This window comes from Stutzerimonas kunmingensis (assembly GCF_900114065.1).
GTDB lineage: Bacteria > Pseudomonadota > Gammaproteobacteria > Pseudomonadales > Pseudomonadaceae > Stutzerimonas > Stutzerimonas kunmingensis.
Genome location: NZ_FORS01000017.1, coordinates 1 through 25,086 on the forward strand (window position 1 = coordinate 1; position 25,086 = coordinate 25,086).

The window sequence follows — 25,086 nt, forward strand, 5'->3', positions numbered from 1 at the left end:
GCCGCTGTTGCTTGGGCCGCAGCGAATCGGCTTTTAGCGCCTGCTCCAGCGTGGCGTGAAAAGGGCTGAGTTTGTTGAAGATCGCGCGGCGTTGGTAGACCGGCGGCTTGGCCTCAGGTGCTCTGACCCACTTGCGAATCGTGTTGCGCGCCAACCCGGTGCGCTTGGCTATCTCATGCAGCGACAGCTTGTCGCGGAAATACATCCGGCGAATTTTGCCCATCATTTCCATACTGATCACCCTGTGTTCTCCTGCTCAAAAATTGAGCAGAAGCAGTTGAACACCTGGGTCAGTTTTCAGTCGGCAGAACAGCCTCTACTGGGTCAGTTTTCGGTCAGCAGCAACAGCGGCGTCTCCGTTTCCAGGGCGTCAGCGAAGAACACGGCGATCGCCTCCCGGCCTTCCAGGGCTTGCGCAGGGTCGTAGTCGTGAATTGGTTCAGTCATTGCAGCCTCCATTCGATTTCCGCCCCGCGCTAGACGCAAAAAAGCCGCCCGTGGGCGGCTTCTTGTGAACCTTACGCTTTAGGCGCGAGCGCCGGCCATCCGGCCGACAGGCTCCATTTCCTTACCCTTGGCCTTAGCCACCTTGAGGAAGCGGAGCTGATTTTCGGAAACACGGCCAGCCAGGCGGCGCGCTTCAGCCTCGAAGTGAGCAACAGCATCGAGTGTGATTAGCGGTTTGGTTTGGCGCTTGGTGGCAGTCATAGACACCTCAGTGTCAATAGGTTGGGGTTCATCGTATTAGGCATTGACCTGGATGACAAGCCGGCCATCCTCCGTGTAGTCGAATCCGAGCTCTTGATACCAGGGAACTGCCCGCGGTTCAGGATCTTGGACCTCGATCTCGGTGCATTTGATCATCCGGGCGTAGTAGTCGATGGCCAACAGCGCGAGGGAGGCGACTTCGCCTTTCAGCGGATGCGAGCGATCAGGCTTGCCTTCGAGCAAGATGATCTTGATACAGATGCTGCTTTGCCTCGGCGTTGCGTAGCAGAGCCCGCAAAGTTCAGGCCCGTACCATAGCGACAGATCGAACCCCCTGCGATCCGTTGCTTTCCAGGAGGGGACATTCTCCCAGGGGAACAGCTCTGCTTCTTCGCCCCAGAGGTGGCAAGCTTCGATCGCCTCATCTGTGATCGGCTCAAATCGCACCTGCAGGGGATCGATGCCTTCGCGCAACAGATCAGGCTGGCCAGACAGAAGCTCAGCGGCCAGATTCCTAGCCTGCGATCGGTAGGCCTGATAACGGATGTCGTTTTTATGAGACTTCATGTCGAGACGATTTGCCTGGATCCATAAACGAAAAAAACCGGCGCTAGGCCGGCTTTTCCCCCTCAAACCAGATGGTCGAGCCACACCGGTCACGAGGGTTAGTTGTTGCCACGCAGTGTCGCGCATGATCAGTCCTGATGCAATGTCGCCTGCCGGCGCTCTTCCTTTCTGACCTCTTCCTGGAACGCTTCATCGAGCAAGCTCAGGCGCTTCAGCCAGGGCTTACGATCGGGATCAGGCTGCGCCGCATAGGTCACGACTTCGCCGCCGTAAACCGTTTCATACCTCTGCTTCTGGCGCTCAAGCTCTGCGCGCAACTCGTCTTTTGTCATGCTTAGCGTTCGATTTTTTCCGAATTCAGCGGGTGCCCCTTTATATGCGACCAAAGCTGAGTACCTACGTCGGCTGGGTAAGACCGAGCCCGATTACCATCATGAATACTCTCGCCAAGGCGAATGGGGAGACGATTCAGATACATGGAGCTGAGGCCGTACGCCGGTTGGGTCTCAGCACGCAGATGCAGGTGGTGCCGGTCTACTACACCAGCGGCAGAACCCGAGAAATCAAGGCCGGCAATGCTGTGGTTCGTCTCAAACATGTTTCCAGTGAACGCTTGCAGCATGCCGGGAACAAGGTAGGCCTGGCGCTCACCGCGCTTTACTACCTCGGTAAAGGTGGGGCGTGTCCCCACGCGCTTTCCAAAATAGCCGATACCCTGAGCCCGGACGAATTGACCACGCTGCTTGCCTGCAGAATGCCTAAATGGATGCGGGCGGCATTGGCTCCTTTCGCTGAAGAAGCATCACTGGCAGTGTCTTCGGGACGCTAGCCAAGGCTCCCAGAATTCATCTCATGCCAAGCTGTTTTGTGTCTGTGAAACGCAGTACATTCGCAGTGCAACCTTACTGGACTGCCTCATGAAGCGCCCAAAAGATGAAACGCTGACCATTCGCACCTCGGCAGACATCAAGCAGCTGCTGCGAATGGCTGCCGAAAAGGAACATCGCTCTGTCGCCTCAATGATGGAGGTGCTGATTCTGAACTATGCGTATGAGCATGGCCTTAAGGCTGATTCTGCGCAGGAAAAGCCACAATAGACATGAAATACGCGCCCGTTGTCAGCGGGCATTGGATAGATACGGGCTGTTGCCCAGCAAAGAACAGAAAAGAATGGATCACTCAGTACACAACAAAATCGTCAGCTTCATCTGGTCAATCGCTGACGACTGCCTCAGGGACGTTTTCGTACGCGGAAAGTACCGCGATGTCATTCTCCCTATGTTCGTCCTGCGTCGGCTGGATTGCCTGCTTGAACCCACAAAGGGAGCTGTACTCGAAGAGGTTCGCTTCCAGCGTGAAGACGCGGAAATGGCTGACCTCGACCCACATGGACTGCGAGAGGCATCGGGTTATGTGTTCTATAACACATCGCGCTTCACGCTGAAATCGCTGCTTGGCAACCACTCTCAGCTCGAAGCCAATCTGAAGAACTACCTCGATGGTTTTTCTGACAATGTGAAGGAGATCGTCGAGAAGTTCGATCTGCGCAACCAGATCCGCAAGATGGTGCAGTCTGATGTCCTGCACGACGTGATCGAAAAGTTCGTTTCCGAGGAGATCAACCTTAGCCCCAACGACCGCAAAGGCCCGGACGGACGTACCCAGCCGGGGCTCTCCAACCTAGGCATGGGCTATGTCTTTGAGGAGCTGATCCGCAAGTTCAACGAGGAAAACAACGAAGAGGCTGGTGAGCACTTCACGCCTCGTGAAGTGATCAAACTTATGACCAATCTGGTCTTCATCCCGGTCAAGGATCAGCTGCCTAACCCCCTGACCATCTATGACCCAGCCTGCGGCAGCGGCGGCATGTTGACTGAATCACAGGACTTCATCACCGATCCTGAAGGCGAGGTCCAGGCTAAGGTAGGCGTTTTTCTCTACGGCAAGGAAGTAAACCCGGAGACTTTTGCTATCTGCAAATCCGACATGATGATCAAGGGTAACGACCCGGAGAACATCAAGTTTGGTTCCACACTGGCGACCAATGATTTCTCAGGTAAGCGCTTCGACTTCATGTTGTCGAACCCACCTTATGGCAAGAGTTGGAAAAGCGATCAGAAAAGCATTGTCGAGGGAAAAGAGGTAATCGATCACAGGTTTCTGGCATTTCTGACCGATTACAAGGGAGAGAAAGCCCAGTGGCTTCCCGCAATCCCAAGGTCCTCGGATGGCCAGCTGCTGTTTCTGATGGAAATGGTCGACAAGATGAAGCGCTCGACCGACAGCCCCATGGGGTCGCGCCTTGCTTCTGTTCACAATGGGTCGGCGCTGTTCACTGGTGACGCTGGCGGTGGCGAAAGCAATATCCGCCGTTACATCATCGAGAACGACTACCTCGAAGCCATCATCCAGTTACCGAACAACCTGTTCTACAACACCGGTATTACGACCTACGTCTGGGTGCTATCTAACAACAAGGCAGCTCCGCGCAGGGGCAAGGTACAGCTGATCGACGGCAGCAACCTCTACCAGAAACTGCGCAAGAACCTTGGCGAGAAGAACTGCGAGTTTACAGACGAGCATATCCACCAGATCACCCATCTTTACCTGGAGATGCTGAACGGTGGTATTTCCCAAGTCTTCAATAACCGCGATTTCGGCTACTACAAGGTTACGGTGGAGCGCCCTCTACGACTGGCTGCGCAGTTCACCACTGAGCGCATCGCTACCCTGCGCTTTACGCCGGGTATGCAGGGCATCATGGAGTGGATCTACGGCAAGTACGGCGAAGAGGTTTACACCGACCTGAAGTCGCATACCGAGGCAATCGAGATCCATCTAGAGCACGAAGAAATTGCGCTCTCTCCAAAAAACCGGAAAGCCCTCCTTTCAGAGAGCACATGGCGAGAGCAGCGGGAAATCATGCATGCCGCTCAACGGCTTGCAGAGAAGATCGGCTCCGGGGAGTTTCTCGACTTCAACCGCTTTGAGTGCATCGTTGATGAAACCCTCAAACAGCTGGGTCTCAAGCTGCCCGCACCTGCCCGCAAGCAAATCCTCAACGCGGTCAGCTGGCGCGACGAGCGCGCCGAGAAGGTCGTTAAGAAGATCCTCAAGCTCAACGCTGCCAAGCTCGCAGAGTTGTTGGCCGAACTGCGCACGACGCAGGATAAGCTCGCCGATTACGGCTACTGGCCCAACGACAAGGGCGAGTACATTGAGTACGAGCCGGACAGCGAACTGCGGGATACCGAGAATGTGCCACTGGCGCTTGATAGCAGTTTGGCCGCGTCCGGCGTGATTCACGACTATTTCATCCGTGAAGTACGCCCGCATGTGGATGAAGCTTGGATCGCCATCGACAAGACTGTGATTGGCTATGAGATCAGCTTCAACAAGTATTTCTACCAGCACAAACCGCTGCGCAGCCTGGAAGAGGTTACAGCAGAAATTCTTGCGCTGGAGGCTGAGACCGATGGTCTGATCAAGCAGTTGGTGAGCTTTGTATCAGGGGCCAAAAAGTGAAGGAAATTCATGCCAAGACGCGCAGCGTAAGCGAGCTTCTGAGCGACACCAAGTACTGCATGTGGTACTTCCTCAACCCCGGCTTCCTCAAGCTGAAGGAGAAAGCCGATCTACCGTCCAAGGCCTTCACGGAGTTCAAGAAGGCCAACTTCGACGAACGATTAAGCCTCTACAAGGGCATCGCTGAACGCCTGTGGTCGGTTGATCGCTTGAGGGAGGTGGAATGATGCAACGCTATGAAAGCTATAAGCCTAGCGGTGTGTACTGGATGGGCAATATTCCCGCAGATTGGGAAATTAAAAAATTTCGATACGCTTACACCAAAAGTAATGCCGGTGAAGTCATCGACAAATCACATTGGCATTTTGGCAACGAACTTCTCTTTACGTGCCAAAAAACTCCGATGCAGTCGGGGTACTCGAAATTTGATGACCGAAGGCGGACAAGATCTAACGACTTACTTCTTACACGCAACGGCACTCCATATGTTCATCTTCCTCCCGACGGGGCGATTTACAGCAACGTGGTGCAGCGAGTGCACTTACCAGAATCATACAATCGAAAATTTGTATGGTATGCACTCTCAAATTCATGTCAGCACTTGAGTGGTTACGGAGACATCATTGAGAGCTTCAATATGTCTACTTGGAACAACTTAGTCTTTCCTGTGCCTCCTCGCCCTACTCAAGATCGCATCGTCGCCTTCCTCGACCAGAAAAGCTCCGAAATAGATGTCACGATTGCGAAGAAGGCACAGCTGATCGAGTTGCTCGACGAACAGAAGACAATCCTGATCAATAAGGCCGTCAGGCAGGGCTTGAACCTTGATGTCCAGCAACATGAGAGTGGAATCGAATGGATCGGGAAGATTCCCTCGCATTGGCAGGTAAAGCGGGCAAAATACCTTTTCCGGGAAATCGACGAGCGCTCTGTTAGTGGGGAAGAGGAGTTGCTGTCTGTCTCTCACATAACCGGAGTAACACCTCGCTCTGAAAAGACAAACATTTACATGTTCATGGCTGAGGACTACTCAGGCTCGAAGCTCTGCCGGCCGAATGACTTGGTCTTCAACATCATGTGGGCTTGGATGGGGGCCTTGGGCGTATCTGACCGAGCTGGAATCGTTAGTCCGTCCTATGGAGTCTACCGGCAACTGAAAGAAGGTAGTTTCAACGGTTGGTATTTGGAGAATTTGCTGCGTTCAACGCAGTATGTTGCTGAATACAACAAGCGCTCAACCGGACTGCATTCCTCTCGACTACGGCTTTATTCGCATATGTTTTTCGACATGGAACTTGGCTTTCCTCCACGCGAGGAACAAGACGAGATCGAGCGAGAAACAAAGAGACAGGTCTCGCAGATAGACGCTCTGACCACGTCAGTACGCTCCGAAATTGAGAAACTGTTAGAACTCCGTTCGTCGCTAGTGGAAAGTGTGGTAACTGGAAAAATACGGGTGTAAAGGGAGAAACATGGTCAGCCAAACCAACGAAGCAGCGCTCGAAACGTACATCGGCGATGTACTCTTTCTGGAAATTAATCGAATACGCATAGGCCAAGAAAAAGGCGTGACTGAAGGATCATCTCAGCTGACGGCAACGATTAATAAAGATGATCAAGAATACAGCCTGTTGACAGACAGGGACGTGCAGAGTGACTAGCCTTTTAGAGTCTATTGATCAAGTTGAATATCTGAAAAAGAATGAAGCTTTGCTGGTAAAGCAAATAGATAATTCTCTTGAAAAGTATGTGTCTGGTCTGGGTATTGGCTATGTCAGCCATACCCCGCCTTCCACGGATCAGAATTTCAAGGATTTGGATAAATATTGCGGCGACATCGTGGCGGCGTTAGGGAATATTTCTGCCTTGATTCTGGAGGTAAAGTTTAATCATGGTGGAAGTTTAAATGACCTCAACTCGGATCAGAATAGTGGCCTGATTGAGCTTCGGGGTCGTGGTGTGCCAGTGTTCTACAGCTATAACGTAGATGAGTTCAGCCGTTTGCCCAAGGGGGCGGCGCAGCAATTGAGATTTATGACTGCGATAGAACCAAGACTCCAGATTAATAAGAAAGCGATCACTTACCCTGAGTATAATCTCAAGGCTGCGGTCGATCACCTGATTAATATGCCGACTGAGCACGATGGGTTGGCTGTGGCTTTGGCTAGTTTCGTGGATGCCGAAGAAAACATCATGAATTCAGGGGTTGAGAAGCTTACGACAAAGGCACTTTTGCTTATATACGATCACAATACATGCAGGTTGGCATGCCTCAGTAAGGAGGCTGTGTTGTATGTGATACAGCGCGTTATCAATGGTGAGTATTTGGCTGAGAGTAAGAAGTCAGCTCATCTGGCTGTAACTATTAATAGGCTGCTCGCAGCTTGGTGGAGTGAGCTAGATAACTCGGAAGAAATTGACCAGCGGAATGACCAAGGGTCTGGTCCCGGGATGTCGTTCCGATAGGAGGAGTTATGGTCAGCCAAACTAACGAAGCAGCACTCGAAACGCATATCGAGCTCACCTTGGCCAAGGACGGTTACCGCGTTGGCAGTCCGGCTGACTTCGACAGAGAGTTTGCCATCGACGGGAAGCTCTTCTGGCAGTTCCTCGAAACCACCCAGTCCAAAGAGCTGACGAAGCTAAAGGATCGTCCGAACTGGCAGCGCCTGCTGCTGGAGCGACTGAGCAAGAAGATCAAGAAGGACAGCGTGCTGGCTGTCTTGAAAAAGGGCTTGGACATAGACGATGCACACTTCGACTTGCTCTATCGGTTGCCCTATAACGACTTGAACCCGGAAGTCGTTGCCAACTTTTCGGCCAATATCTTCAGTGTTACCCGGCAAGTGCATTACAGCGAGTCCGATACATTCAAGTCAGTGGACATGGTGCTCTTCGTCAACGGTTTGGCGATTGCCACGCTGGAGCTGAAGAACCCTTGGACTGGTCAGAACGTCCACAACGCCATCAAGCAGTACCGCACTGACCGCGATCCGCGTGAGCCTCTGTTCGAGTTTGGCCGCTGTCTGGTTCATTTCGCGGTGGACCCAGATGAGGCCTACATGTGTGCCCAACTGGCCGGCAATGACAGCAATTTCCTGCCCTTTAACAAGGGCTTCAATAATGGGCGTGGCAACCCGGTCAACCCGACAGGACACAAAACAGCCTATCTCTGGGAAGACATTCTCCCTCGACATAGCCTGACCAACATCATCGAACAGTTCGCCAAGTTCACCGTCGAGAAGGACAAGAAGAGCGGCAAGGAGCGCAAGGCGCTGTTCTTCCCTCGCTATCACCAACTTGACGTGGTGCGTGGCGTCCTTGCTGACGCCAAGCGCTACGGGGTTGGCCAAACCTACCTGATCCAGCATTCGGCAGGATCAGGCAAGTCCAATTCGATCACCTGGTTGGCTTACCAGTTGGTGGAACTGTACGACAATGCAGGCACCAGTAACGTCTTCGACTCTGTGGTCGTCGTAACTGATCGCCGGGTGCTGGATACCCAGCTCAAGGACAACATCAAGCTCTTCTCCGAGACCAAGAACATAGTTGCCCATGCCGAGAGCGCAGCCGAGTTGCAGGCGCATTTGGAGTTGGGCAAGAAGATCATCATCACCACTGTGCAGAAATTCCCGTTTATCGTGGATGGGATAGATGATCTGACCAACCGCAACTTCGCCGTCATCATTGACGAGGCCCATTCTTCGCAGTCCGGCAGCGCTTCTGACAAGCTGAACACGACGCTGGGGGCAGAGGATGAGGAAGTTCCGGAAGACCTCCAGGACAAGATTCTTGCAGCCATGAAGGGCCGTAAGATGAGTAAAAACGCCAGCTACTTCGCCTTCACTGCTACCCCGAAACCAGCCACGCTGGAAAAGTTCGGGCGGCAAGGCCCTGATGGGAAGTTCTACCCCTTCCATCTTTACTCCATGAAACAGGCCATCGAGGAAAAATTCATCCTCGACGTGCTGGAGAAGTACACGACCTACAAGAGTTATTACGAGGTCCAGAAGTCTGTAGAAGAGAACCCTCTGTTCGACACCGCCAAAGCGCAGAAAAAGCTCAAGGCCTTCGTCGAGGCCAGCCCACGAACCATTGAGGTGAAAGCCAGGATCATGGTCGATCACTTCATGAGCAACGTCTGGCAGGCCAAGAAGCTCAAGGGCAAGGCGAAGGCGATGGTGGTTACGCGTAACATCGAATGCGCAATCCGCTACTTTTTTGCCATCCGCACCGCCTTGCAGGAAGCCAACGCGCCCTTCAAAGCACTAGTTGCCTTTTCGGGCGAGAAAACCGTTGACGGTATCAAGTACACCGAGGACGGACTCAACGGCATTGCGGCTCGCGACTTGCCGGAGGCGTTCGAGAAGGACGACTATAAGATACTGGTTGTCGCCAACAAGTATTTGACTGGTTTCGACGAACCGATGCTGCACACCATGTACGTGGATAAGAAGCTGCAGGGCGTGCTTGCAGTGCAGGCTCTGTCACGTCTGAATAGGTGTAACTGGAAGCTGGGTAAGACAGACACCTTTGTGCTCGACTTCTACAACTCAGTGGACGACATCAAGAATGCATTTGATGACTTCTACACGGCCACAACGCTGAGCGAGCCTACTGACGTCAACGTCTTGCACGACCTGAAAGATGTGTTGGATGACTTCGGTATCTACGACTGGTCAGAAGTGACGCTGTTTAATGACAAATTCTTCGCCAGTGCTGAAGCAGAAGAGCTCCATCCGATCATCGATGTGGTGGTCGCTCGATTCGAGTCTGATCTAGACGATGAGCAGCGCATCGACTTCAAGATCAAGGCCAAGCAGTTCGTGAAGATATATGCCCAGGTGGCGGCCATCATCCCATTCAACAATGTGAACTGGGAAATGCTGCACTGGTTCCTGAAGTTCCTAATTCCTAAGCTGAAGGTGAAGGACCCTGATCAAGACAAGCTGGATGAGCTGCTGAACAGCGTTGATCTATCCACCTATGGTCTGGAGCGCTCACGCCTTGAGGTCAAGATCGGCCTGGATGCTTCGGAAACCGAACTGGAGCCCCAGAACTCGAATATTCGTGGTGGTCACTTCGGTGACGGCGACAAAGACCCGCTCGATGAGATTGTACGTTCCTTCAATGAACGCCACTTCGCGGGCTGGGAGGCCACTCCGGAAGAGCAACGGGTGAAGTTCATCAATATTGCCAAGCATGTGATGAACCACGTTGACTACAAGGTTCAGGTCGAGGACAACCCTGACAGTCAGAACCGTCAGTTGGCGCTAGAGCGCCTGATCCAACAGGCTATCAGCGTCGAGCGGAGGCGGGAGCTCGACCTCTATAAACGCTATGCGTCTGACCCGGATTTCAAGCGGGCATTTGATGCGAGCATTTTCAGGATGCTCTCGTCGAAGGACATCGGCTCTCAACTGGGTATGGGGAGCATGTAATTTCGGTCAGAGCAGCAGCCAAATTACGGTTGAAAAAGCTGGCTAGGGAGCTAGCCTCGACTGCCGTTTACGGTTTCCAAACATAGCGCATTCGTATTGAGGTGAGCGTGCGGGGTGTCATGTCTCCCCCCGCCAATGGTTAGCGACAGGCTCTGTTAGGCGCAATATCATTGTGCGACTATCAGGCTTCAGTTATCACGCACTGACAGGGACCGTTATGGCCGCTCCAGATTTCAGGCTTGTTCCTTCGGCTAACACCGATGACAGCACGCACTTCGATGATGTCGGAGCAATCCGTAGAACGATTACGCCAGAGATCGTCATTGCGTTATGCGGACCGATGGGGACGCCACTGCATGAGGTTGCGGAAACCTTTCAGTCACTCCTTACTGGCGCTGATTACGGTTACCACGAAGTCAGGATCATCAAGTTGAGTGATGAAATCCGAAAGCATTCAGAGCTTCCGGAAGGACGATCAATCCTTAAGCTGATTGAAGCAGGGAATGAGTTGCGGCATCAGTATGGCAATGAAATTCTGGCCCGCTTCGCCATCCGAGAAATCACTCTTGCACGTGAAGCCGCTCAGAAGCAGGCCGAGGATCGTCATGATCGGGATCTTTTTGATCCGCCAGAGGGGGCTGTGGTCCCAAAGGTCACTCCGCGCTACTGTCACATCATTGACTCGGTCAAGCACATCGATGAGCTCCGTTTGCTGCGCTCTGTTTATGGGGACATGCTGCACGTTGTAGGGGTTTATTCACCCATCGAGCTCAGGGTTGCGCGCCTAGAGCGAATAAAGGGGGCGGAGGATCAAGTGCATGCGCTTATTGACCGTGACTCCGGGGAGGAAGTGGATTACGGTCAGCGAGTCGAGGACACGTTTCCCCAGGCCGACTTTTTCCTGCGAGTCGAGAAAACCACGGACACTCACCGAAAAGGGCGTGTAAAGCGTTTTCTTGACCTGATGCTGGGGACGGCCATCGCGACGCCAACTTTAAACGAGCGAGCCATGTACGCTGCCTTCTCTGCTGCTCGTAATTCGGCATGTCTATCGCGTCAGGTTGGGGCTGCCATCACCAGTGCGGAAGGGGAAATTCTTGCGACGGGGTGGAACGATGTGCCGAAAGCGTTTGGTGGCCTGTACCAGACCGAGGTGTATGGAAGCTCACCGGATGAGGATCGTCGATGCTGGAACCTGAATGGCGGGCTTTGCTCCAATGATCAAGAGAAAAAGATCATCTCCGGCGTGATTGTGGATCTCTTGGTCAAAGAGGGCCTCATTGCTGAAGATAAGAAGGAGGCCGCCTTCACCGTCATTCGAAAGAAATCCCAGCTCAAAAGCCTCATCGAGTTCTCACGAGCCGTCCATGCCGAAATGCATGCGCTGCTCAACGCTGGGGCAACTGATGGTGGCAGAATTCGCGACGGTAAGCTGTTCGTCACGACGTACCCTTGCCACTCCTGTGCGCGGCACTTGGTGGCGGCCGGTGTGCGAGAGGTCTATTTCCTGGAGCCTTACCGCAAAAGTTTGGCTACCAAGCTCCACGAGGATGCTATAACTGAGAACGAAAGCGACACTGATAAGGTTAGGGTGATGCCGTTCGACGGTGTGGCCCCGTCTCGCTTTTTGAGGTTTTTCTCGGCACATCCTGGCGGGCGTAAGGATGAAAACGGAAAGATGCATAGCCGTGACGCGCATCCCGTCGCCTCGATCACGATGGAGGCGCTTCCGACTCTTGAAGCGCTTGTCGTGGAAGCACTAAACTCGCGCGGCATTTGACCGGCAGCAGATTGCAAGGGAGGCGTCCACGTGAAAAAACTAGAAGAGGCTCGTGTCGCTGAGTGCGAGAGGCAGCTGGCTTTTTGCTTTGATTTCGTTGAGCTTAGAGAGCAACCCCGAGCTTCTCTGCCGAGCGCCATCGAGTCCTTGGCTGTTCTACCCCTAGGGCCTAGGAAGGTGATTGCATTTCCGACGAAGAAGAGATCTTCCGTTGAAGCTACCCTTCTTGCTCGAATCCTCCAACGCACACAACTATTTAAATGAGCCGTTTTTAGAACCCGGCACATCCGGGCTTCTACGTTAGACGCAGTCACTTCGTTGAGGGGGCCTAACCGGCTTGGGGGCTTGGATTTGACTCTCGTTGAGCCTTTGCCACGGCAGGATCAGTCAACGTTGCAGTTGAGTTGCCAAGCCCTCTCAGACCTAGCACCAGTAGACTCGCCCACCCCTGACCCAGAAATGTGAATGGCATTTGTCTCTTCTCCAAATCGATGGGTGGAGTGTTGGGCGTCCCGTGGCATCGATGGTCAGCCTCCACTTGGGCTTAGCATCTTGTAGCAAAGCTACCTCCAAAACGTCCCCGCACCCGCAAGGGCAATGAAGTCCAGCCGACCAATCCTCGCCATCGTCTATTAGGTGAATCAGTTGGTTCTTGGCGAATTTCTCGGGGAGCGTGTCTCCTTCAATTTGGACCACTATTAGGCCTGGCTGAAGTCGCGCCCTGACGAGGTTGATCGCCCGGCACCACCAGAGTAGAAGAAACCGCTTCATGGTCTTTTGCTCAAGGATGGGAGGCCGAGTAATGGCTCTTTCAGTCCGTCCGCCAGGTTGTAGCTCTGGGTCATGGCAAATGCACTCTCCGCGGTGAACTCATACTCCCCATCGATCAGGCCAAATTTGGTCTGTGCGAACTTGGCGTTCCCATCCAAGCGATAGGGATACAGGCGGGCGATGAGCTCCTGAACGCAGAGGCTGGCCGCTTGCATGTTTACCGTGATGACAGATGGGGCCTGTTCATTGGCCCCCGGCATGTAGCCGGCCTTGACCTGCTCCGCATGGGCCGTCGGATCTCGCTTTGCTAACTCTTCTGCCCTAAGTGATTCTGAGCTGTAGATGCCGCGGTCGCGTAGCGATGCACCTCCGGGTTGAACGTAATCTACCCGGCCGTTGATGTCGACGATAGTGAGCGCGCCGTCGAGCTTGCGGCGGACTGGGATAACCACTCCCACATCAAAGACCGGCTGGAGGAACGCCGACCCCATTGCGTCGCAGATGAACCGCCCCTCCTCACTATCCACGCAACAGAAGATAAGATCGGCCCGGGCTGCGACGAGCACGGCTTCTCGCTCGTTTATAGAAGAGGGAACACATTCGACATCCAGGTCCGGTCGGAAGGAGCTTACCGCCCTGCGGAAGACGTCAACTTTAAGGGCTTTGGATTCGGCATCAATCGTCGTCGAATTGATAATCCGATTCAGGTTGCGATGCTCGACGTGGTCGAAGTCGATGACGATCAGACCTCCAATCCCTGCGCGTGCTAGCTGTTCTGCGGTAATACTTCCCGTACCGGAGTACCCTACAACTAATGCAGTAAGCTTTCCGAGCTCTTTGCGCATTTCCTCCGTAAACGCCATTGGGCGCTTCATAGGGGTGAGATCCGTACTCCAGAACAATCGGATGTCGTCGCCATAGACTGCCACCAGCTCGACGGGTGTGGCTTTCATTTGATTATTGTAAAGGCGCGCTTTGATTGCCCCGCCGGGAACCATGATGGCGCTACCATGTGTCTTTGTTATCGAGCTGCAGGAGTCGATGTTCGCGAAAATCTGAGGGATGATCCGGCGGTCCGATTCGCAGTCTACTTTGGAGAATTCGTACAGGCCTCCAGGGTGCGAGTGGATGAGAATTAGCGCGAGGTCTTCCTGCTCTGCTTTGTCGATGGCATCCATGACCCTATCCCCAGGCCACTGGATGAAGTCTTCTTCTCGCGCACACTCAACATACGGCACTAACACCATGTCTTTGGCGAGCAGCTTGAGCTGCTCGCCGCAGGACATTTTGGTGCAGAGTAGGATAGCGGCAGCTTCCAGTCCGTCATTTGGAAGAAGGTGACTCTGCAAGCGAGCGTGAAGCACGCCTGAGAGAACCAGCGTTGGTCCGTTTCTCATTGCGCCACCTCCCGGCAGATGGACTCTTCCACCAAGCCCAGATGTGACAGAACGGAATCCCGAACGGGCGACCATTGACCAGGGTCCCGGTGTCGCGACCAGCGCTGGAACTCACGGCCCTGAATGACCTGCCGATATTCCGTCTGGGGAATACTGGTGCCGCGAACCAGGACCAGATGGGGCAGGCAGTAGAACATATCGATTTCCGCCGCTGGGTAGTTCTGGGGAACTTCAATTGCCAAGCAGCAGCTCTTCTCCGTGTAACCGTCCGGGAGAGGGTAATGGTGGACCAGCAACCAGCGTCGTCCGTCGTCCACGGTCTCCCATAGGAGTCCGCAGCTGTCCAGGTACTGTTCGTCCTTATCCAGCAGCCGAAACTGCCGCTGAATTGGCGCCGCAGATTCGCCGTTGTTGATCTTGTCTTCGATCAGTTTGAGTCGCTCGATCCCCGGATGGGTAAGATCGATCACGTCATCGAGGGTCACCTTTCGCTTCGGTTCACCGCGGATCTTGAGACGAATGGTCCAGCCCGCATTCGGGTCGATGTCCGCTTTAATCAGTGCATCACGAACCAGAATCGTGGGTTGATCGACCTCAATCACGACTCCATGCACATCAAGCTTCCAAGAGCGCTTCTGCGTCCGCAAACGCTCCACCCCAGGCGCTGACAGATCAATTGGTGTTCCCGGATTCAGAACAAGATCGGGCTTCCCGTGCTGCTCAAGCACGATGTCCATGCTTACCGAGACACGACCGACTTTGCGGACATCGTTTTCCGTCAAATTACCAGCCCACGCATAGCGTTCGTCGTTGAAGACGAAGTAACGGACCCCGTCTGCCTGGATTGCTAGGAATTGGCAAGGGGCGGTGCCCTCCCGCGGCAGGTTCACCACTTCGTCCAGACCGAGCTCTTCGGTTGGGCCATGTTCCGGCCAGCGCAGAAAGGCATATTCTGTAGTAGGTTGGTGTCCGGATGCTGCCAGGAGTTGCCGCACAGTCGGCGTCCAATCGCGCAGCTCTACTAGTTCACCGTTGATGATTGCAGCCGCCTTTCCGGTGGTCTGCGGTTGTTGAGGAGGGGCGAGATGATGGTCGATATCCATCGTAATGTTCTCCATAAAGGTTCGTTTTTGTTCGGTGTCACCGAACGACGACGTCACTCTGCTCCCGCTTTGGCGTGCTTGTCAATAGGTACGATTTCGTTCGTTATAGTGGTATGGTGATCGGTCAGCTACCAAGGAGAAACACGTGGCATCCCCTCTCGGTAAGAAAATTAACGCTAGAAGGCGAGAGCTAGGAATCTCGCTGGAGCGATTGGCAGAGCTCACAGAGTCGAGCAAGAGCTACCTATGGGAGCTCGAAAATCGTGATAAGCCAAATCCATCGCTGGATAAAGTGACTCGGATTGCGTCCGCGTTAAATTTAACTCCCGAAGCATTGTTAGATACAAATACTCTGGACTCCCAGAGCGAGACGGATAAGGCATTTTTTAGGAAATATCAGGAGCTTGAAGATAAGGATAAAGAAAAGTTAAGGCAGTTAGTCGATACTTGGTGGAAGGATTAGTCGATGCTCAAAAGCCCAAAAAATGAAGCTAATAGCATTCACCAGGCACTGCGGCTTTTGGGAGAGGACATTGTTAATCTGGATATCCATGACTTAGCTATTCATTGGTCAAGAAACATTTCCTCTAGTGCGCCAATTATTGGAATAAAGTCTGTGCCTATTCCTTCATTTGAAGGGATGTTAGTCAAAAGCCCCCGCGGTGACGGATGGATGATTGGCGTCAACGATCAGATTCAGTCGGCGGGGCGTATTAGATTTACTATTGCTCACGAATTTGGACACTTCATCCTTCATCGAGATAGACAGGAACGGTTCGAGTGCTCAAATCAAGATATGCACTCTTGGGATGCTCAGGGGCGCGATATTGAGCTCGATGCGGACACATTCGCTTCATACCTTTTGATGCCGATTGATGACTTCAGGAAGCAAGTTGATGGCCAGTCGTTCTCCTTCGATTTGCTGCGTCACTGTGCTGATAGGTATAGAGTCTCGCTTACGGCTGCTGCTTTAAAATGGCGGGAGATTGCACCGGGTCGGGTTATTGTTATGGCTGCCAGAGACGGCTTTTTGAGTTGGTCCTGCTCAAATGCTCGGGCTTTCCGCTCGGGAGCATATTTCGCCACCCGGAAGGATGTAATCGAGATACCTACAGGATCAGTTCTCTTAGATGCGTCTCGATCCGCAGCAGGTTTCTCAAAGCGTGTCGCCGCGAAACTTTGGTTACCTAGAGAACTACCTGATACCGATATTATCGAGCATGCTTTCGTAATCGACGGTGAAGACTTCAGCTATACACTAGGCGTCCTCTTGCTGCCCGACTACGAAAGACCTCAGTGGGATGATGGTGAGGACGAGTTTGAGCCACTTACAGGTGTGCCAAGTTTTTAACAGTACTGTCCCCTGAGTTTTCATGCTGCTGATGCTTTTCTAAGAAGTACAGCCATCTGTCCCGCAGTTGACACTGGCCTAAGGCGTGTCGTGATCTGTTTGTCAGAAGCACACAGGAGGGAGTTTTGGGTGAAAGTCACTTCAGCGGAACAAACTGAACCGGCCTGCGATGTTGTTTGCGACGTTTGTGGTGCTGCAACACGCGTCGAAGGATCTGGGCTGCAGTTCGGGGCCCTTCGCGCCAGTTGGGGACCTGGCTCGGCTCATGATGGCGAGCGTTAAGAGGTCCATCTGTGCGAAACCTGCTTTTTCACGGTCCTGGCAGGCCTGAAACGCGACCGAATGGTGAGCACGATGTTCGGTTCCGGGGACGAAGACTTGAGCAATTTCGGGCGCGTCGCTCGCGATGACATTTTCAATGACGAAGAAAGTTCAGCTCCCTGAGCTTGGATAGGGTCTAGGAAAGCCGGGGCGATTCCCTGTTATTGGTAAAAGGCTGCCGATCCGTAGAATTCGAGCGGAGCGTAATTTTCCTCTTTTCCTCGGAGTTGACGGATCAAATCGAACTCACCTCCTATTTTTGAAGCAAGGTCTTCTGCGATCTCTAGAGTGGTTCTCCTAAGAGAGAGTACTGCCATTTTATAAGACTCGAAATAAGGGCTCCCAGTCGCCAAGTTGTAAGCTAGATAAGCCCCGAATGCTGCAGCTGGATATCCCATAACAGGCCATAGGTGGGAAATAGTCGCTTGGTCTGCGCTTGCCAAGCCTGGTGCCATACCAATTTTGGGGAGAAAACCTCGTTCTTCAAATCGGGCCCCATCGCAAATATTCAGAAAGGCTAACCGCCGCTTATCCGTGACTGGAACCTTCTCCCACAGATCTTCAAGCGAAACGGATAAATCATCCCCAATGTGCATTGTCACGTGCTTAGGAGACCAATGATCAAACTCACCGTGGGATGCTACCCAAATAATATCGTACTGAGGGTCCTGATAAGCATCAAGGAAGCTCTGTTTTGTAGCCTCGGTGAAGAGCACAACATTAACCGTGGCTCCGGCAGATTCAAAAATGCACTTAATTACCTCTGTCTCAAGCTCTTCTGTGAGGCTTCCACCACCACACCAAATCAAAATGTTTTGCGGTTTTCGGTCCGGCTTAGGAATAGATAATGATGAGGTTATTGGCCATGTCTCTCCCCAGGCCTTGAGCTGTATCGTTTGAAGTGGGGTGCACTCAGTATCAATAGTTAACTGGCATGAAGGTCTAGAACGGAAGGGGAATGGGGAAAAACAATACCCGTTGGTCAGGGCTGCTTCGTATTCTTCAGAAGCTCCATACTTAGGAACCCCTATTCGATTCGGGATGGTCAAGCCTGAGTTGTCGGAGTAAGCGATGGTTTTTGCTACCCCTAGAAACTTATTGCTTGAATGAACCAATTGCTCAAGAGTGGCCTGCGAGTCACGTGCTACGAATATTTTTTGATCGCCTAAAGCTGCGAGATAGCCGTGTTCGCCGAATGGAATTGATATGTACAAATCCTCTGCAGTGACATTTGCATTAGGTTTCAGCAATTGCTGCCACAGCAGTAAGCCTTGAAGTGTTAGAGAAGTTTCGCCTGCATTAAGGGTTTTAACGATAAACGGTTGAATTGATCCGGCTCGCATTGCCGCGTCACGAAAGAAAGCAATACCGTCAAGATTTTTCTTCATAGTGCCTTGGACGAGATCCATCTGGCTGAGAAGCGCTGAAGGGGCCCCATCTTTATCCCCGGCATAAATGGTCGCTAGCAATTGAAGTTTATGTGGCTCTGCGAGGACTTCATTGAATTCGGCGAGTGTTGTCGCTGCCCACTCATAAGATGTTTTGCTTGAGAAAGCGCTAGCGGTGGTCGAAAGGCTATAATAGAGAAGGGCGCGGACTTCTTGGGGTATGATGTTTGTTTCAGCGATAGACTCTAGATGGGGTACGAAGGACTTGGCTAAGTCAGGTGCCTCTTTTGCTGCCCAGCAAGCCATATGGCTCCCAAGATACGCTTCATCGATGAAGATGTGCTCCTCGGGTAAATTCATCGCCTCTTTAAAGGTTGTTGCGGCGAATGGCCACAGCTCACGTGCTATGTTGTTCATGGCAGTTCGTTCGCGGGCGTAGTAGTAAAAAGCGCTGAAGAATTTCACCATTACCGGTACAAAGCCAGCCCAGCTGTATACCACCGTTGAAGAATAGAAATCGGTGACTCTTCCCACGTTAAGATTTTTTGTATGGCTGTCCTTGATGTCTTCTGATAAAGCCAATCCAATCCAATTGCCCATTTCAGTTAATTCAAATTCTTTATATGAGGTATAAAGTGCCTCGGTTGCGAAAATGAATTGATAGTAGTGTGGCAATAACCGGTTTTCAACGGGTACGCTATTTTGCTGATCAATCACTAAGCCAATAAGTTCTTGGGCTTCTGCTTGCGAGATGGATGAAGCCAGGCGTGCGTCATGAAATACTTTATCAAGGTGGTCATGCAGAATCGCCAGGGATTGTTCGAGCTTCAATGCATTAATTCCTTTTTTTTGGATTGATCAATTGCTGCATGACTTAGCCTCAGCCGAGTAAGGTTCCACTAATTGAACTGTCAATGTGGAGCACCTAAACGGTTTTTTGACGGTTTGGTCTATGTCAATCTTACCTGCAATCGGCAGGATCTATGTCAATCTTGACTCCAAACATTGACTGTCAATCGGATTCCGCACTCGCCGTGTGACAGCCCGGTTTCATTGGGGATCGGGAGTGTCAATGGTGATTGGGCCTATTTGATAAAAACCACTGGTGGCCGGATGATCCGATGGAAGCAGAGCCTACGGCTTGGGCTAAGCCGAGGGGGAGCTGAGTCAGTGCTAGGGGTTATCGCTTAAGCAGCGCTGATTCGCGCTCCTGGGCTATGGCCATATCCTTCTGCGCCATCTCTCGTAGCGCCAATAAGTGCTTCTTGTACTCCTCCACCGGCATGCCTTCTTCAAGCATGGATAGCAGCTCATTCTCTTCAGCAAAGTACTTGTTCACTACCATGACTAGATGTACGGAGCTCACTGTCGCGCTGAAGTTAGCGAGATCACGGAAGGCTAGGTGAATATACGTTTCAACCGACTGAGGCTCGATATGACCAGTCCAGCTTATGACCTCAGCGATGAACGTTTGACTGTCCAGCAATTCTTGGCGGAAGGGCATTCGCCCGGCGTACCCGTTGATGGCAATGCTGAGCGTGCATCTGACTCAGAACTGGGCTAGGTGTCTCTACTGTCGGCAAGATCTTTTGAAAGAGTCGAGCGACTGGAGTTCTGTGTAAGCGAATTGCTGGAAGGTGGTAAAAGCGTTACAGAATAAAAAATGATTAGAATCATGCATTTATATTTGTAACATGTTACAAGCAGCATATTTCACGTGCTCCCACTCCACCCGTTGAGCGCGCTTGGGCTGCTTGCGCGGGACATAGCCGCAGCTGCGCAGGTCGATGCGATTGCCCTTGAAGCTGCAGCCGCAGTAGAAGTCCACCGGTCGGTCGGCATAGAGCGTCCAGGCGACCTTCTTCGCTTCGCGGAAGGTGCGAGGCGCATCGGCGTAAGTGTTGGTGCAGCAGAACAGGGCAAGCAGAAAGAGACTGAGGCGGCGCATGGAATTCTCGACAACTGAACGAGTGTCGCATCCATGCGCGGGCCGGCATCTTACCTTTCGGTTAAGTAAAAGTCATAAAAAACAATAACTTGCATGATGTCACTGGGCCTTCATGCGGCCCAGGCGGTTGATCTGCAGAGAGGCGAGAATGATCGTGCCGCCGACGGCGAGCAGAATCAGGTTGGTCGTGGTGCCCCAGAACAGCAGGTTGAGCAGCAGACCCACCGGCACAGCCATGTTGTTCATCACCGCCAGGGTGCCGGCATCCACCAGCGTCGCGCCCTTGTTCCAACAGAACTGGCCGATGGCCGTGGCCAGCACACCCATCCAGATCAGCACCGCCCATTGCGTCGTCGTGGTCGGCAGTTTCTCGGTGTTACCGAACAGCAGCCAGGCTGGCAGCACGATCAGCAGTGCGCCGAGGAAGAAGTAGCCGAAGCGGCGATGCAATGGCACGTCGGAGGGGTAACGCTGCGCCAGATGCTTGTAGAACACCTGGCCGGCGGCGAAGGTGAAGTTGGCCAGCTGCATGAGCAGGAAGCCGCCGAGAAAGTCGCCGGAGACTCCGTCGTAGCGGATGAGCCCAGCGCCGAACACCGCGACGACTGCAGCGACCAGCGCCCTGGGGTTGAAGCGACGGTTGAGCGCGTCGTCGATCAGCGTCACGTGCAGCGGCGTGAGCACGGTGAACAGCAGCACCTCGGCGACCGTGAGCACGTTGAAACTCATGTACAGGCAGAGATACGTCACGCCGAACTGCAGCGCGCCGACCAGGGTCACGCCGGCGATGAAGCCGGGGGCGACACCGCGCCAGCGGGTCAGCGGCAGGAACACCAGGCCGGCGAGAATCACTCGGGTCAGCACTGCGAAATAGCTGTCCACCTGGCCGGCCAGGTAGACGCCGATCAGGTTGAAGGAAAAGGCCCAGAGCAGGGTGACGAAGATCAGATAGCGCATACCGCCTCCACGACGAAGGCCGGCGACCTTAGCGGCTGCGCATGAAAGAGGGAAGGGCTGGCGCGCCCGCAGGCTCGCCAGCCGAGCGGTCAGGCCGCTTTCAGGGTGGCCATGTCGATGACGAAGCGGTACTTCACGTCGCTCTTGAGCATGCGCTCGTAGGCTTCGTTGATGTCCTGCATGCGGATCATCTCGATGTCCGAGACGATGCCGTGCTCGGCGCAGAAGTCGAGCATCTCCTGGGTTTCGGCGATGCCGCCGATCAGCGAGCCGGCGATGCGGCGGCGCTTGAAGATCAGGCCGAACACGCTGGGTGAGGGGTGCGGCGAAGCCGGTGCGCCGACCAGCGTCATCGTGGCGTCGCGCTTGAGCAGATTCACGAACGCATCGAGGTTGTGCGGCGCGGCAACGGTGTTGAGAATGAAGTCGAAGCTGTTGACGTGCGCAGCCATCTCCTCCTTGTTCTTCGACACCACCACTTCCGACGCGCCGAGGCGCAGCGCATCTTCCCGCTTGTCCGGCGAGGTGGTGAACAGCACGACCTTTGCACCCATGGCGTTGGCGATCTTCACTGCCATATGGCCAAGACCGCCGAGGCCAACTACACCGACCTTCTGCCCCGGGCCGACCTTCCACTGGCGCAGTGGCGAGTAGGTGGTGATGCCCGCGCAAAGCAGCGGCGCGACGGCGGCGAGGTTGTCGGTGTGGTTGATGCGCAGCACGTATTTTTCGTCCACCACGATGTTGTCGGAATAGCCGCCAAGGGTGTTCTCGCCACCGCCGAAGGCCGGACCGTTGTAGGTGCCGACGAAGCCGTTCTCGCAATACTGCTCCAGCCCCTCGCCACAGGAGGAGCAGCTGCGGCAGCTGTCGACCAGGCAGCCGACGCCGGCGATATCGCCCGCCTTGAACTTGCTGACGTTCGCGCCGACCGCGCTCACGCGGCCGACGATCTCGTGGCCGGGCACGGAGGGATACAGGGTGTTGTTCCACTCGTTGCGTGCGGTATGCAGGTCCGAATGGCAGACGCCGCAGAAGAGAATCTCGATCCGTACATCGTTAGGCCCAACTTCGCGGCGCGAAAACGAGTAGGGGGCGAGCGGGGCGCTCGGGTCGAGGGCGGCGTAACCGATGCTGTTGCTCATGACGGCTCCTTTGTTCGTTCGGGATTTGCAGAGGCCAAGCCTAATGGCACCGGAAACAGGAGCGTTTGCACAATCCTGCCGATGGCTGACGTGTTTCTGCCGAATTGCCGTGGCCTGGCTGACTGAGTTGGGAGGGTATTGGGAGGCGAACAGTTCAGTCGCTCACCGCAGTCGGTCGCGACCGGCGACGCGTGGCGGCGCCGCAAAAATGTGCCGTCGCCATCGGTGATGGCGCCGGCGGGACGAGCTTGCCGGCGTGGCGCTCAGGGATGGCGAGCCCGATGGGCTCGCCGCAGGGGCTCAGGCGGCCTGCTCCTGCGCCTCTCGCAAGGCCCGGTTCATGGCACTGAACAGCGCACGGATGCTGGCGGTGGTGATGTTTTCGTCGATGCCGATACCGTGCAGCGGGCGCTCGCCGTCCAGGCGTACCTCGATATAAGCAGCGGCCTTGGCGTTGCTGCCGGCGCCGATGGAATGCTCGTGGTAGTCCATGATCTCCAGCTTCACTGGCAACGCAGCTACCAGCGCCTCCAGCGGCCCCTTGCCGATGCCGCGCCAGTGAGCGATCTCGCCATCGGTCGCGACTTCCACATCCACCGCACTGGTGCCGTTCTCTTCCTGCAGACGATGGCCCTTGAGCGTGTACGGCGCGGTGGCCTGCAGGTACTCGGCTTCCAGCAGCGCGTAGATCTGTTTGGCACTCATCTCCAGGCCCAGGCGGTCGGTTTCCTTCTGCACCACCTGGCTGAACTCGATCTGCATGCGCCGCGGCAGGCTGATGCCGTATTCCTGCTCGAGCAGGAAGGTGATGCCGCCCTTGCCGGACTGGCTGTTGACGCGAATCACCGCCTCGTAGCTGCGGCCGATGTCGGCCGGGTCGATCGGCAGATACGGCACCTCCCAGACGCCTTCCGGGTCCTGCAGGGAAAAGCCCTTGCGGATCGCATCCTGGTGCGAGCCGGAGAACGCGGTATGCACCAGATCACCGACATAGGGATGGCGCGGGTGTACCGGCAACTGGTTGCATTCCTCGACCACCTTGCGCACGGCGTCGATGTCGGAGAAGTCCAGTTGCGGGTCGACGCCCTGGGTGTACATGTTCAGCGCCACGGTGACCAGGTCGACGTTGCCGGTGCGCTCGCCATTGCCGAACAGGCAGCCTTCGACGCGATCAGCGCCGGCCATCAGGCCCAGCTCGGTGGCGGCCACGCCGGTGCCGCGATCGTTGTGGGTGTGCAGGCTGACCAGCACGCTGTCGCGACGGTCGACGTGGCGGCAGAACCACTCGATCTGGTCGGCGTAGATATTGGGCGTGGCGGCTTCCACCGTGGCCGGCAGGTTGAGGATCAGCTTCTGCTCGGGCGTCGGCTGGAACACCTCGATCACCGCGTTGCAGACTTCGACGGCGAACTCCGGCTCGGTGGAACTGAAGATCTCCGGCGAGTACTCGAACCGCCAGGCGGTTTCCGGGTTCTGCGCAGCCAGGCGCTTGATGATCTGTGCCGCGTTGACCGCGATGTTCACCACGCCGGCCTTGTCCTGATTGAAGACGATGCGGCGGAAACTCGGCGCGGTGGCGTTGTAGTAGTGGACGATGGCCTGCTTGGCGCCCTTCAGCGACTCGAAGGTGCGGGTGATCAGATCCTCGCGCGCCTGGGTCAGCACCTGGATGGTGACGTCGTCGGGGATGTGGCCGCCTTCGATCAGCTCGCGGACGAAGTCGAAATCGGTCTGCGAAGCAGAGGGGAAGCCGACCTCGATTTCCTTGATGCCGACCTGCACCAGCGTCTTGAAAAAACGCATCTTCTTCGCGGCATCCATTGGCTCGATCAGCGACTGATTGCCGTCGCGCAGATCCGAGCTCAGCCAGATCGGTGCCAGGGTGATGGCCTGCGACGGCCAGGTGCGATCCGGGATGTCGATGGCCGGAAAGGCGCGATATTTTTTCGATGGATTCTTGAGCATGGTCATGGTGTTTCCCCAGGCGATCCTTGAGCTAGCAACTTGTCTGCCCATTACGGGCATCGGTTTATGGTGCAAAGCTAGTGCTTCGTGGTTATGCATTGCAAGGGTTGATAAAAAATTGATGGTTTATTGCTGTAAGTGATGCTTATTGGTGATTAGTGCTGGTTTGGTCATGAAAATCCAAGCTTGATTGCGCGGCTCTGTTGCGGCCTCATGTCGCAGCGGCCGGGGCGAAAAGGCTGTGCGATCATCCAGCCAATCCATAGGGTCATGTCACGAAGGACACGCCGGTGACACGCAAACGGCTTTCGACAATGAGCATCTGGCTTGGCCTGTTCGCCATGCTGATGATTCATGTCGGCCCGTTGTTCTCCGCCGTCCAGGCCGCCCAGGCCAGTGCGCAGCATCATCACCATGCCGAGCATGAGCCAACCGCCCGCGGTCATCACGGCCAGGCACGTGCGGGCGATCCCGCCTGGCTGGCAGCGCTCGAACTCTGCGGCTACTGCGAGCTGTTGACGGTCAATCCTCCGCTCAGCCTGTCCGTCGATCTGGTGCTGCCTCGCCACGCGCCGGCTTACTTCCACCCACTTCCCGAGCAGCCGCAGGCTCCTGCGCTGCGCCGCAGCAGCGGCCATCCCCGCGCGCCACCGTCTATCCACTGCTGACCGTAATCAGCCGCCTCGTTGCGGCCTAATCACATGCAGAAGTGGAAGTTC

At 54.5% G+C, this 25,086-nt stretch carries 24 protein-coding genes and 2 pseudogenes; 12 read left to right on the forward strand and 14 right to left on the reverse strand.

What is annotated here, in order from left to right; genetic code table 11:
* The 5 genes and pseudogenes from BM275_RS21150 to BM275_RS21170 form a co-directional block, all read right to left on the reverse strand.
* Positions 1-223 (reverse strand): annotated as a pseudogene (locus BM275_RS21150) (IS21 family transposase); the annotation flags it as partial.
* A gap of 101 nt (positions 224-324) precedes the next feature.
* The gene (locus BM275_RS22565; RefSeq protein ID WP_256547032.1) at positions 325-447 is read right to left on the reverse strand and encodes a hypothetical protein; all 123 of its coding nucleotides are present in this window, start codon (positions 445-447) and stop codon (positions 325-327) included.
* 78 nt (positions 448-525) lie between these two features.
* Positions 526-708 carry a hypothetical protein gene (locus BM275_RS21160; RefSeq protein ID WP_069900676.1) on the reverse strand — a complete coding sequence of 61 codons (183 nt, stop codon included), beginning with the start codon at positions 706-708 and terminating at the stop codon, positions 526-528.
* A gap of 36 nt (positions 709-744) precedes the next feature.
* The gene (locus BM275_RS21165) at positions 745-1,401 is read right to left on the reverse strand and encodes an N-acetyltransferase (RefSeq protein WP_313286490.1); all 657 of its coding nucleotides are present in this window, start codon (positions 1,399-1,401) and stop codon (positions 745-747) included.
* A 2-nt stretch (positions 1,402-1,403) separates the two neighbouring features.
* Positions 1,404-1,607, reverse strand: coding sequence for a hypothetical protein (locus BM275_RS21170; RefSeq protein WP_069900675.1), 204 nt, complete (start codon positions 1,605-1,607; stop codon positions 1,404-1,406).
* Positions 1,608-1,651: 44 nt separating this feature from the next.
* On the opposite strand from BM275_RS21170, the gene BM275_RS21175 reads away from it, so the two are divergent.
* From BM275_RS21175 to BM275_RS21215, 9 genes are all read left to right on the forward strand, one after another.
* Positions 1,652-2,104, forward strand: coding sequence for a DUF6088 family protein (locus BM275_RS21175; protein WP_244153897.1), 453 nt, complete (start codon positions 1,652-1,654; stop codon positions 2,102-2,104).
* Between the two features lie 88 nt (positions 2,105-2,192).
* Entirely contained in the window at positions 2,193-2,372 is a 180-nt protein-coding gene (locus BM275_RS21180; RefSeq protein ID WP_090523415.1) for a hypothetical protein, read from the forward strand.
* A gap of 73 nt (positions 2,373-2,445) precedes the next feature.
* Positions 2,446-4,800 (forward strand): type I restriction-modification system subunit M, encoded by a 2,355-nt coding sequence (locus tag BM275_RS21185; protein WP_090523418.1) that lies wholly within the window; start codon positions 2,446-2,448, stop codon positions 4,798-4,800.
* Entirely contained in the window at positions 4,797-5,027 is a 231-nt protein-coding gene (locus tag BM275_RS21190; RefSeq protein ID WP_090523420.1) for a hypothetical protein, read from the forward strand. The genes BM275_RS21185 and BM275_RS21190 overlap by 4 nt, the downstream gene beginning before the upstream one ends.
* Positions 5,024-6,262, forward strand: coding sequence for a restriction endonuclease subunit S (locus BM275_RS21195; protein WP_090523423.1), 1,239 nt, complete (start codon positions 5,024-5,026; stop codon positions 6,260-6,262). Before BM275_RS21190 ends, BM275_RS21195 begins: the two co-directional genes overlap by 4 nt.
* Before the next feature lie 10 nt (positions 6,263-6,272).
* Positions 6,273-6,461: a hypothetical protein gene (locus BM275_RS21200; protein ID WP_090523426.1), complete on the forward strand. Its 189-nt coding sequence runs from the start codon at positions 6,273-6,275 to the stop codon at positions 6,459-6,461.
* Positions 6,454-7,266 (forward strand): hypothetical protein, encoded by an 813-nt coding sequence (locus BM275_RS21205; RefSeq protein ID WP_139229599.1) that lies wholly within the window; start codon positions 6,454-6,456, stop codon positions 7,264-7,266. The genes BM275_RS21200 and BM275_RS21205 overlap by 8 nt, the downstream gene beginning before the upstream one ends.
* A gap of 8 nt (positions 7,267-7,274) precedes the next feature.
* Positions 7,275-10,241, forward strand: coding sequence for a type I restriction endonuclease subunit R (locus BM275_RS21210; RefSeq protein WP_090523432.1), 2,967 nt, complete (start codon positions 7,275-7,277; stop codon positions 10,239-10,241).
* A 217-nt stretch (positions 10,242-10,458) separates the two neighbouring features.
* Positions 10,459-12,021 carry an anti-phage dCTP deaminase gene (locus BM275_RS21215; RefSeq protein ID WP_090523435.1) on the forward strand — a complete coding sequence of 521 codons (1,563 nt, stop codon included), beginning with the start codon at positions 10,459-10,461 and terminating at the stop codon, positions 12,019-12,021.
* 423 nt (positions 12,022-12,444) lie between these two features.
* Here the strand turns inward: BM275_RS21215 and BM275_RS22625 are convergent, their stop codons facing one another.
* Genes BM275_RS22625 through BM275_RS21230 form a run of 3 tightly spaced genes read right to left on the reverse strand, consistent with a single transcriptional unit; the run spans position 12,445 to position 15,349 of the window.
* A complete protein-coding gene (locus BM275_RS22625) occupies positions 12,445-12,792 on the reverse strand; it encodes a ubiquitination-like system serine protease family protein (protein WP_419723460.1) in 348 nt (115 codons plus the stop codon).
* Complete coding sequence (locus BM275_RS21225) at positions 12,789-14,189, reverse strand: ThiF family adenylyltransferase (RefSeq protein WP_090523438.1); 1,401 nt, start codon at positions 14,187-14,189, stop codon at positions 12,789-12,791. Before BM275_RS21225 ends, BM275_RS22625 begins: the two co-directional genes overlap by 4 nt.
* Complete coding sequence (locus BM275_RS21230) at positions 14,186-15,349, reverse strand: multiubiquitin domain-containing protein (protein ID WP_244153898.1); 1,164 nt, start codon at positions 15,347-15,349, stop codon at positions 14,186-14,188. Before BM275_RS21230 ends, BM275_RS21225 begins: the two co-directional genes overlap by 4 nt.
* Before the next feature lie 88 nt (positions 15,350-15,437).
* On the opposite strand from BM275_RS21230, the gene BM275_RS21235 reads away from it, so the two are divergent.
* Both BM275_RS21235 and BM275_RS21240 read left to right on the forward strand, forming a co-directional pair.
* Positions 15,438-15,755, forward strand: a complete 318-nt coding sequence (locus BM275_RS21235; RefSeq protein ID WP_090523440.1) for a helix-turn-helix domain-containing protein — start codon at positions 15,438-15,440, stop codon at positions 15,753-15,755.
* A 3-nt stretch (positions 15,756-15,758) separates the two neighbouring features.
* Complete coding sequence (locus BM275_RS21240) at positions 15,759-16,643, forward strand: ImmA/IrrE family metallo-endopeptidase (protein WP_090523443.1); 885 nt, start codon at positions 15,759-15,761, stop codon at positions 16,641-16,643.
* Positions 16,644-17,125: 482 nt separating this feature from the next.
* Here BM275_RS21240 and BM275_RS21250 read toward each other — a convergent pair whose 3' ends face one another.
* The 6 genes and pseudogenes from BM275_RS21250 to leuA form a co-directional block, all read right to left on the reverse strand.
* Positions 17,126-19,183: a CHAT domain-containing protein gene (locus BM275_RS21250; protein ID WP_244153899.1), complete on the reverse strand. Its 2,058-nt coding sequence runs from the start codon at positions 19,181-19,183 to the stop codon at positions 17,126-17,128.
* A gap of 349 nt (positions 19,184-19,532) precedes the next feature.
* Positions 19,533-19,856 (reverse strand): hypothetical protein, encoded by a 324-nt coding sequence (locus BM275_RS21260; protein ID WP_090523445.1) that lies wholly within the window; start codon positions 19,854-19,856, stop codon positions 19,533-19,535.
* A gap of 210 nt (positions 19,857-20,066) precedes the next feature.
* Positions 20,067-20,300 (reverse strand): annotated as a pseudogene (locus tag BM275_RS21265) (deoxyribonuclease); the annotation flags it as partial.
* A 99-nt stretch (positions 20,301-20,399) separates the two neighbouring features.
* On the reverse strand, positions 20,400-21,257 hold the full coding sequence (locus BM275_RS21270) for a carboxylate/amino acid/amine transporter (RefSeq protein ID WP_090523448.1): 858 nt from the start codon (positions 21,255-21,257) through the stop codon (positions 20,400-20,402).
* An 89-nt stretch (positions 21,258-21,346) separates the two neighbouring features.
* Complete coding sequence (locus tag BM275_RS21275) at positions 21,347-22,402, reverse strand: NAD(P)-dependent alcohol dehydrogenase (protein ID WP_023446535.1); 1,056 nt, start codon at positions 22,400-22,402, stop codon at positions 21,347-21,349.
* A gap of 300 nt (positions 22,403-22,702) precedes the next feature.
* Positions 22,703-24,373: a 2-isopropylmalate synthase gene (gene leuA, locus BM275_RS21280; protein ID WP_090523450.1), complete on the reverse strand. Its 1,671-nt coding sequence runs from the start codon at positions 24,371-24,373 to the stop codon at positions 22,703-22,705.
* Between the two features lie 308 nt (positions 24,374-24,681).
* Here leuA and BM275_RS21285 point away from each other — a divergent pair, with 308 nt between their 5' ends.
* Positions 24,682-25,035, forward strand: coding sequence for a DUF2946 domain-containing protein (locus BM275_RS21285; RefSeq protein ID WP_090523452.1), 354 nt, complete (start codon positions 24,682-24,684; stop codon positions 25,033-25,035).
* Positions 25,036-25,086: the final 51 nt, after the last annotated feature.

Excerpts from the sequence above, each read along its gene's own strand:
- leuA (WP_090523450.1), bottom strand. The coding sequence starts at position 24,373 with ATGACCATGCTCAAGAATCCATCGAAAAAATATCGCGCCTTTCCGGCC.
- BM275_RS21185 (WP_090523418.1), top strand. The coding sequence starts at position 2,446 with ATGGATCACTCAGTACACAACAAAATCGTCAGCTTCATCTGGTCAATC.
- BM275_RS21170 (WP_069900675.1), bottom strand. The coding sequence starts at position 1,607 with ATGACAAAAGACGAGTTGCGCGCAGAGCTTGAGCGCCAGAAGCAGAGG.
- BM275_RS21225 (WP_090523438.1), bottom strand. The coding sequence starts at position 14,189 with ATGAGAAACGGACCAACGCTGGTTCTCTCAGGCGTGCTTCACGCTCGC.
- BM275_RS22625 (WP_419723460.1), bottom strand. The coding sequence starts at position 12,792 with ATGAAGCGGTTTCTTCTACTCTGGTGGTGCCGGGCGATCAACCTCGTC.
- BM275_RS21240 (WP_090523443.1), top strand. The coding sequence starts at position 15,759 with ATGCTCAAAAGCCCAAAAAATGAAGCTAATAGCATTCACCAGGCACTG.
- BM275_RS21260 (WP_090523445.1), bottom strand. The coding sequence starts at position 19,856 with ATGCCCTTCCGCCAAGAATTGCTGGACAGTCAAACGTTCATCGCTGAG.
- BM275_RS21200 (WP_090523426.1), top strand. The coding sequence starts at position 6,273 with ATGGTCAGCCAAACCAACGAAGCAGCGCTCGAAACGTACATCGGCGAT.
- BM275_RS21175 (WP_244153897.1), top strand. The coding sequence starts at position 1,652 with ATGCGACCAAAGCTGAGTACCTACGTCGGCTGGGTAAGACCGAGCCCG.
- BM275_RS21215 (WP_090523435.1), top strand. The coding sequence starts at position 10,459 with ATGGCCGCTCCAGATTTCAGGCTTGTTCCTTCGGCTAACACCGATGAC.
- BM275_RS21285 (WP_090523452.1), top strand. The coding sequence starts at position 24,682 with ATGAGCATCTGGCTTGGCCTGTTCGCCATGCTGATGATTCATGTCGGC.
- BM275_RS21210 (WP_090523432.1), top strand. The coding sequence starts at position 7,275 with ATGGTCAGCCAAACTAACGAAGCAGCACTCGAAACGCATATCGAGCTC.
- BM275_RS21180 (WP_090523415.1), top strand. The coding sequence starts at position 2,193 with ATGAAGCGCCCAAAAGATGAAACGCTGACCATTCGCACCTCGGCAGAC.
- BM275_RS21195 (WP_090523423.1), top strand. The coding sequence starts at position 5,024 with ATGATGCAACGCTATGAAAGCTATAAGCCTAGCGGTGTGTACTGGATG.
- BM275_RS21160 (WP_069900676.1), bottom strand. The coding sequence starts at position 708 with ATGACTGCCACCAAGCGCCAAACCAAACCGCTAATCACACTCGATGCT.
- BM275_RS22565 (WP_256547032.1), bottom strand. The coding sequence starts at position 447 with ATGACTGAACCAATTCACGACTACGACCCTGCGCAAGCCCTGGAAGGC.
- BM275_RS21275 (WP_023446535.1), bottom strand. The coding sequence starts at position 22,402 with ATGAGCAACAGCATCGGTTACGCCGCCCTCGACCCGAGCGCCCCGCTC.
- BM275_RS21270 (WP_090523448.1), bottom strand. The coding sequence starts at position 21,257 with ATGCGCTATCTGATCTTCGTCACCCTGCTCTGGGCCTTTTCCTTCAAC.
- BM275_RS21165 (WP_313286490.1), bottom strand. The coding sequence starts at position 1,401 with ATGCGCGACACTGCGTGGCAACAACTAACCCTCGTGACCGGTGTGGCT.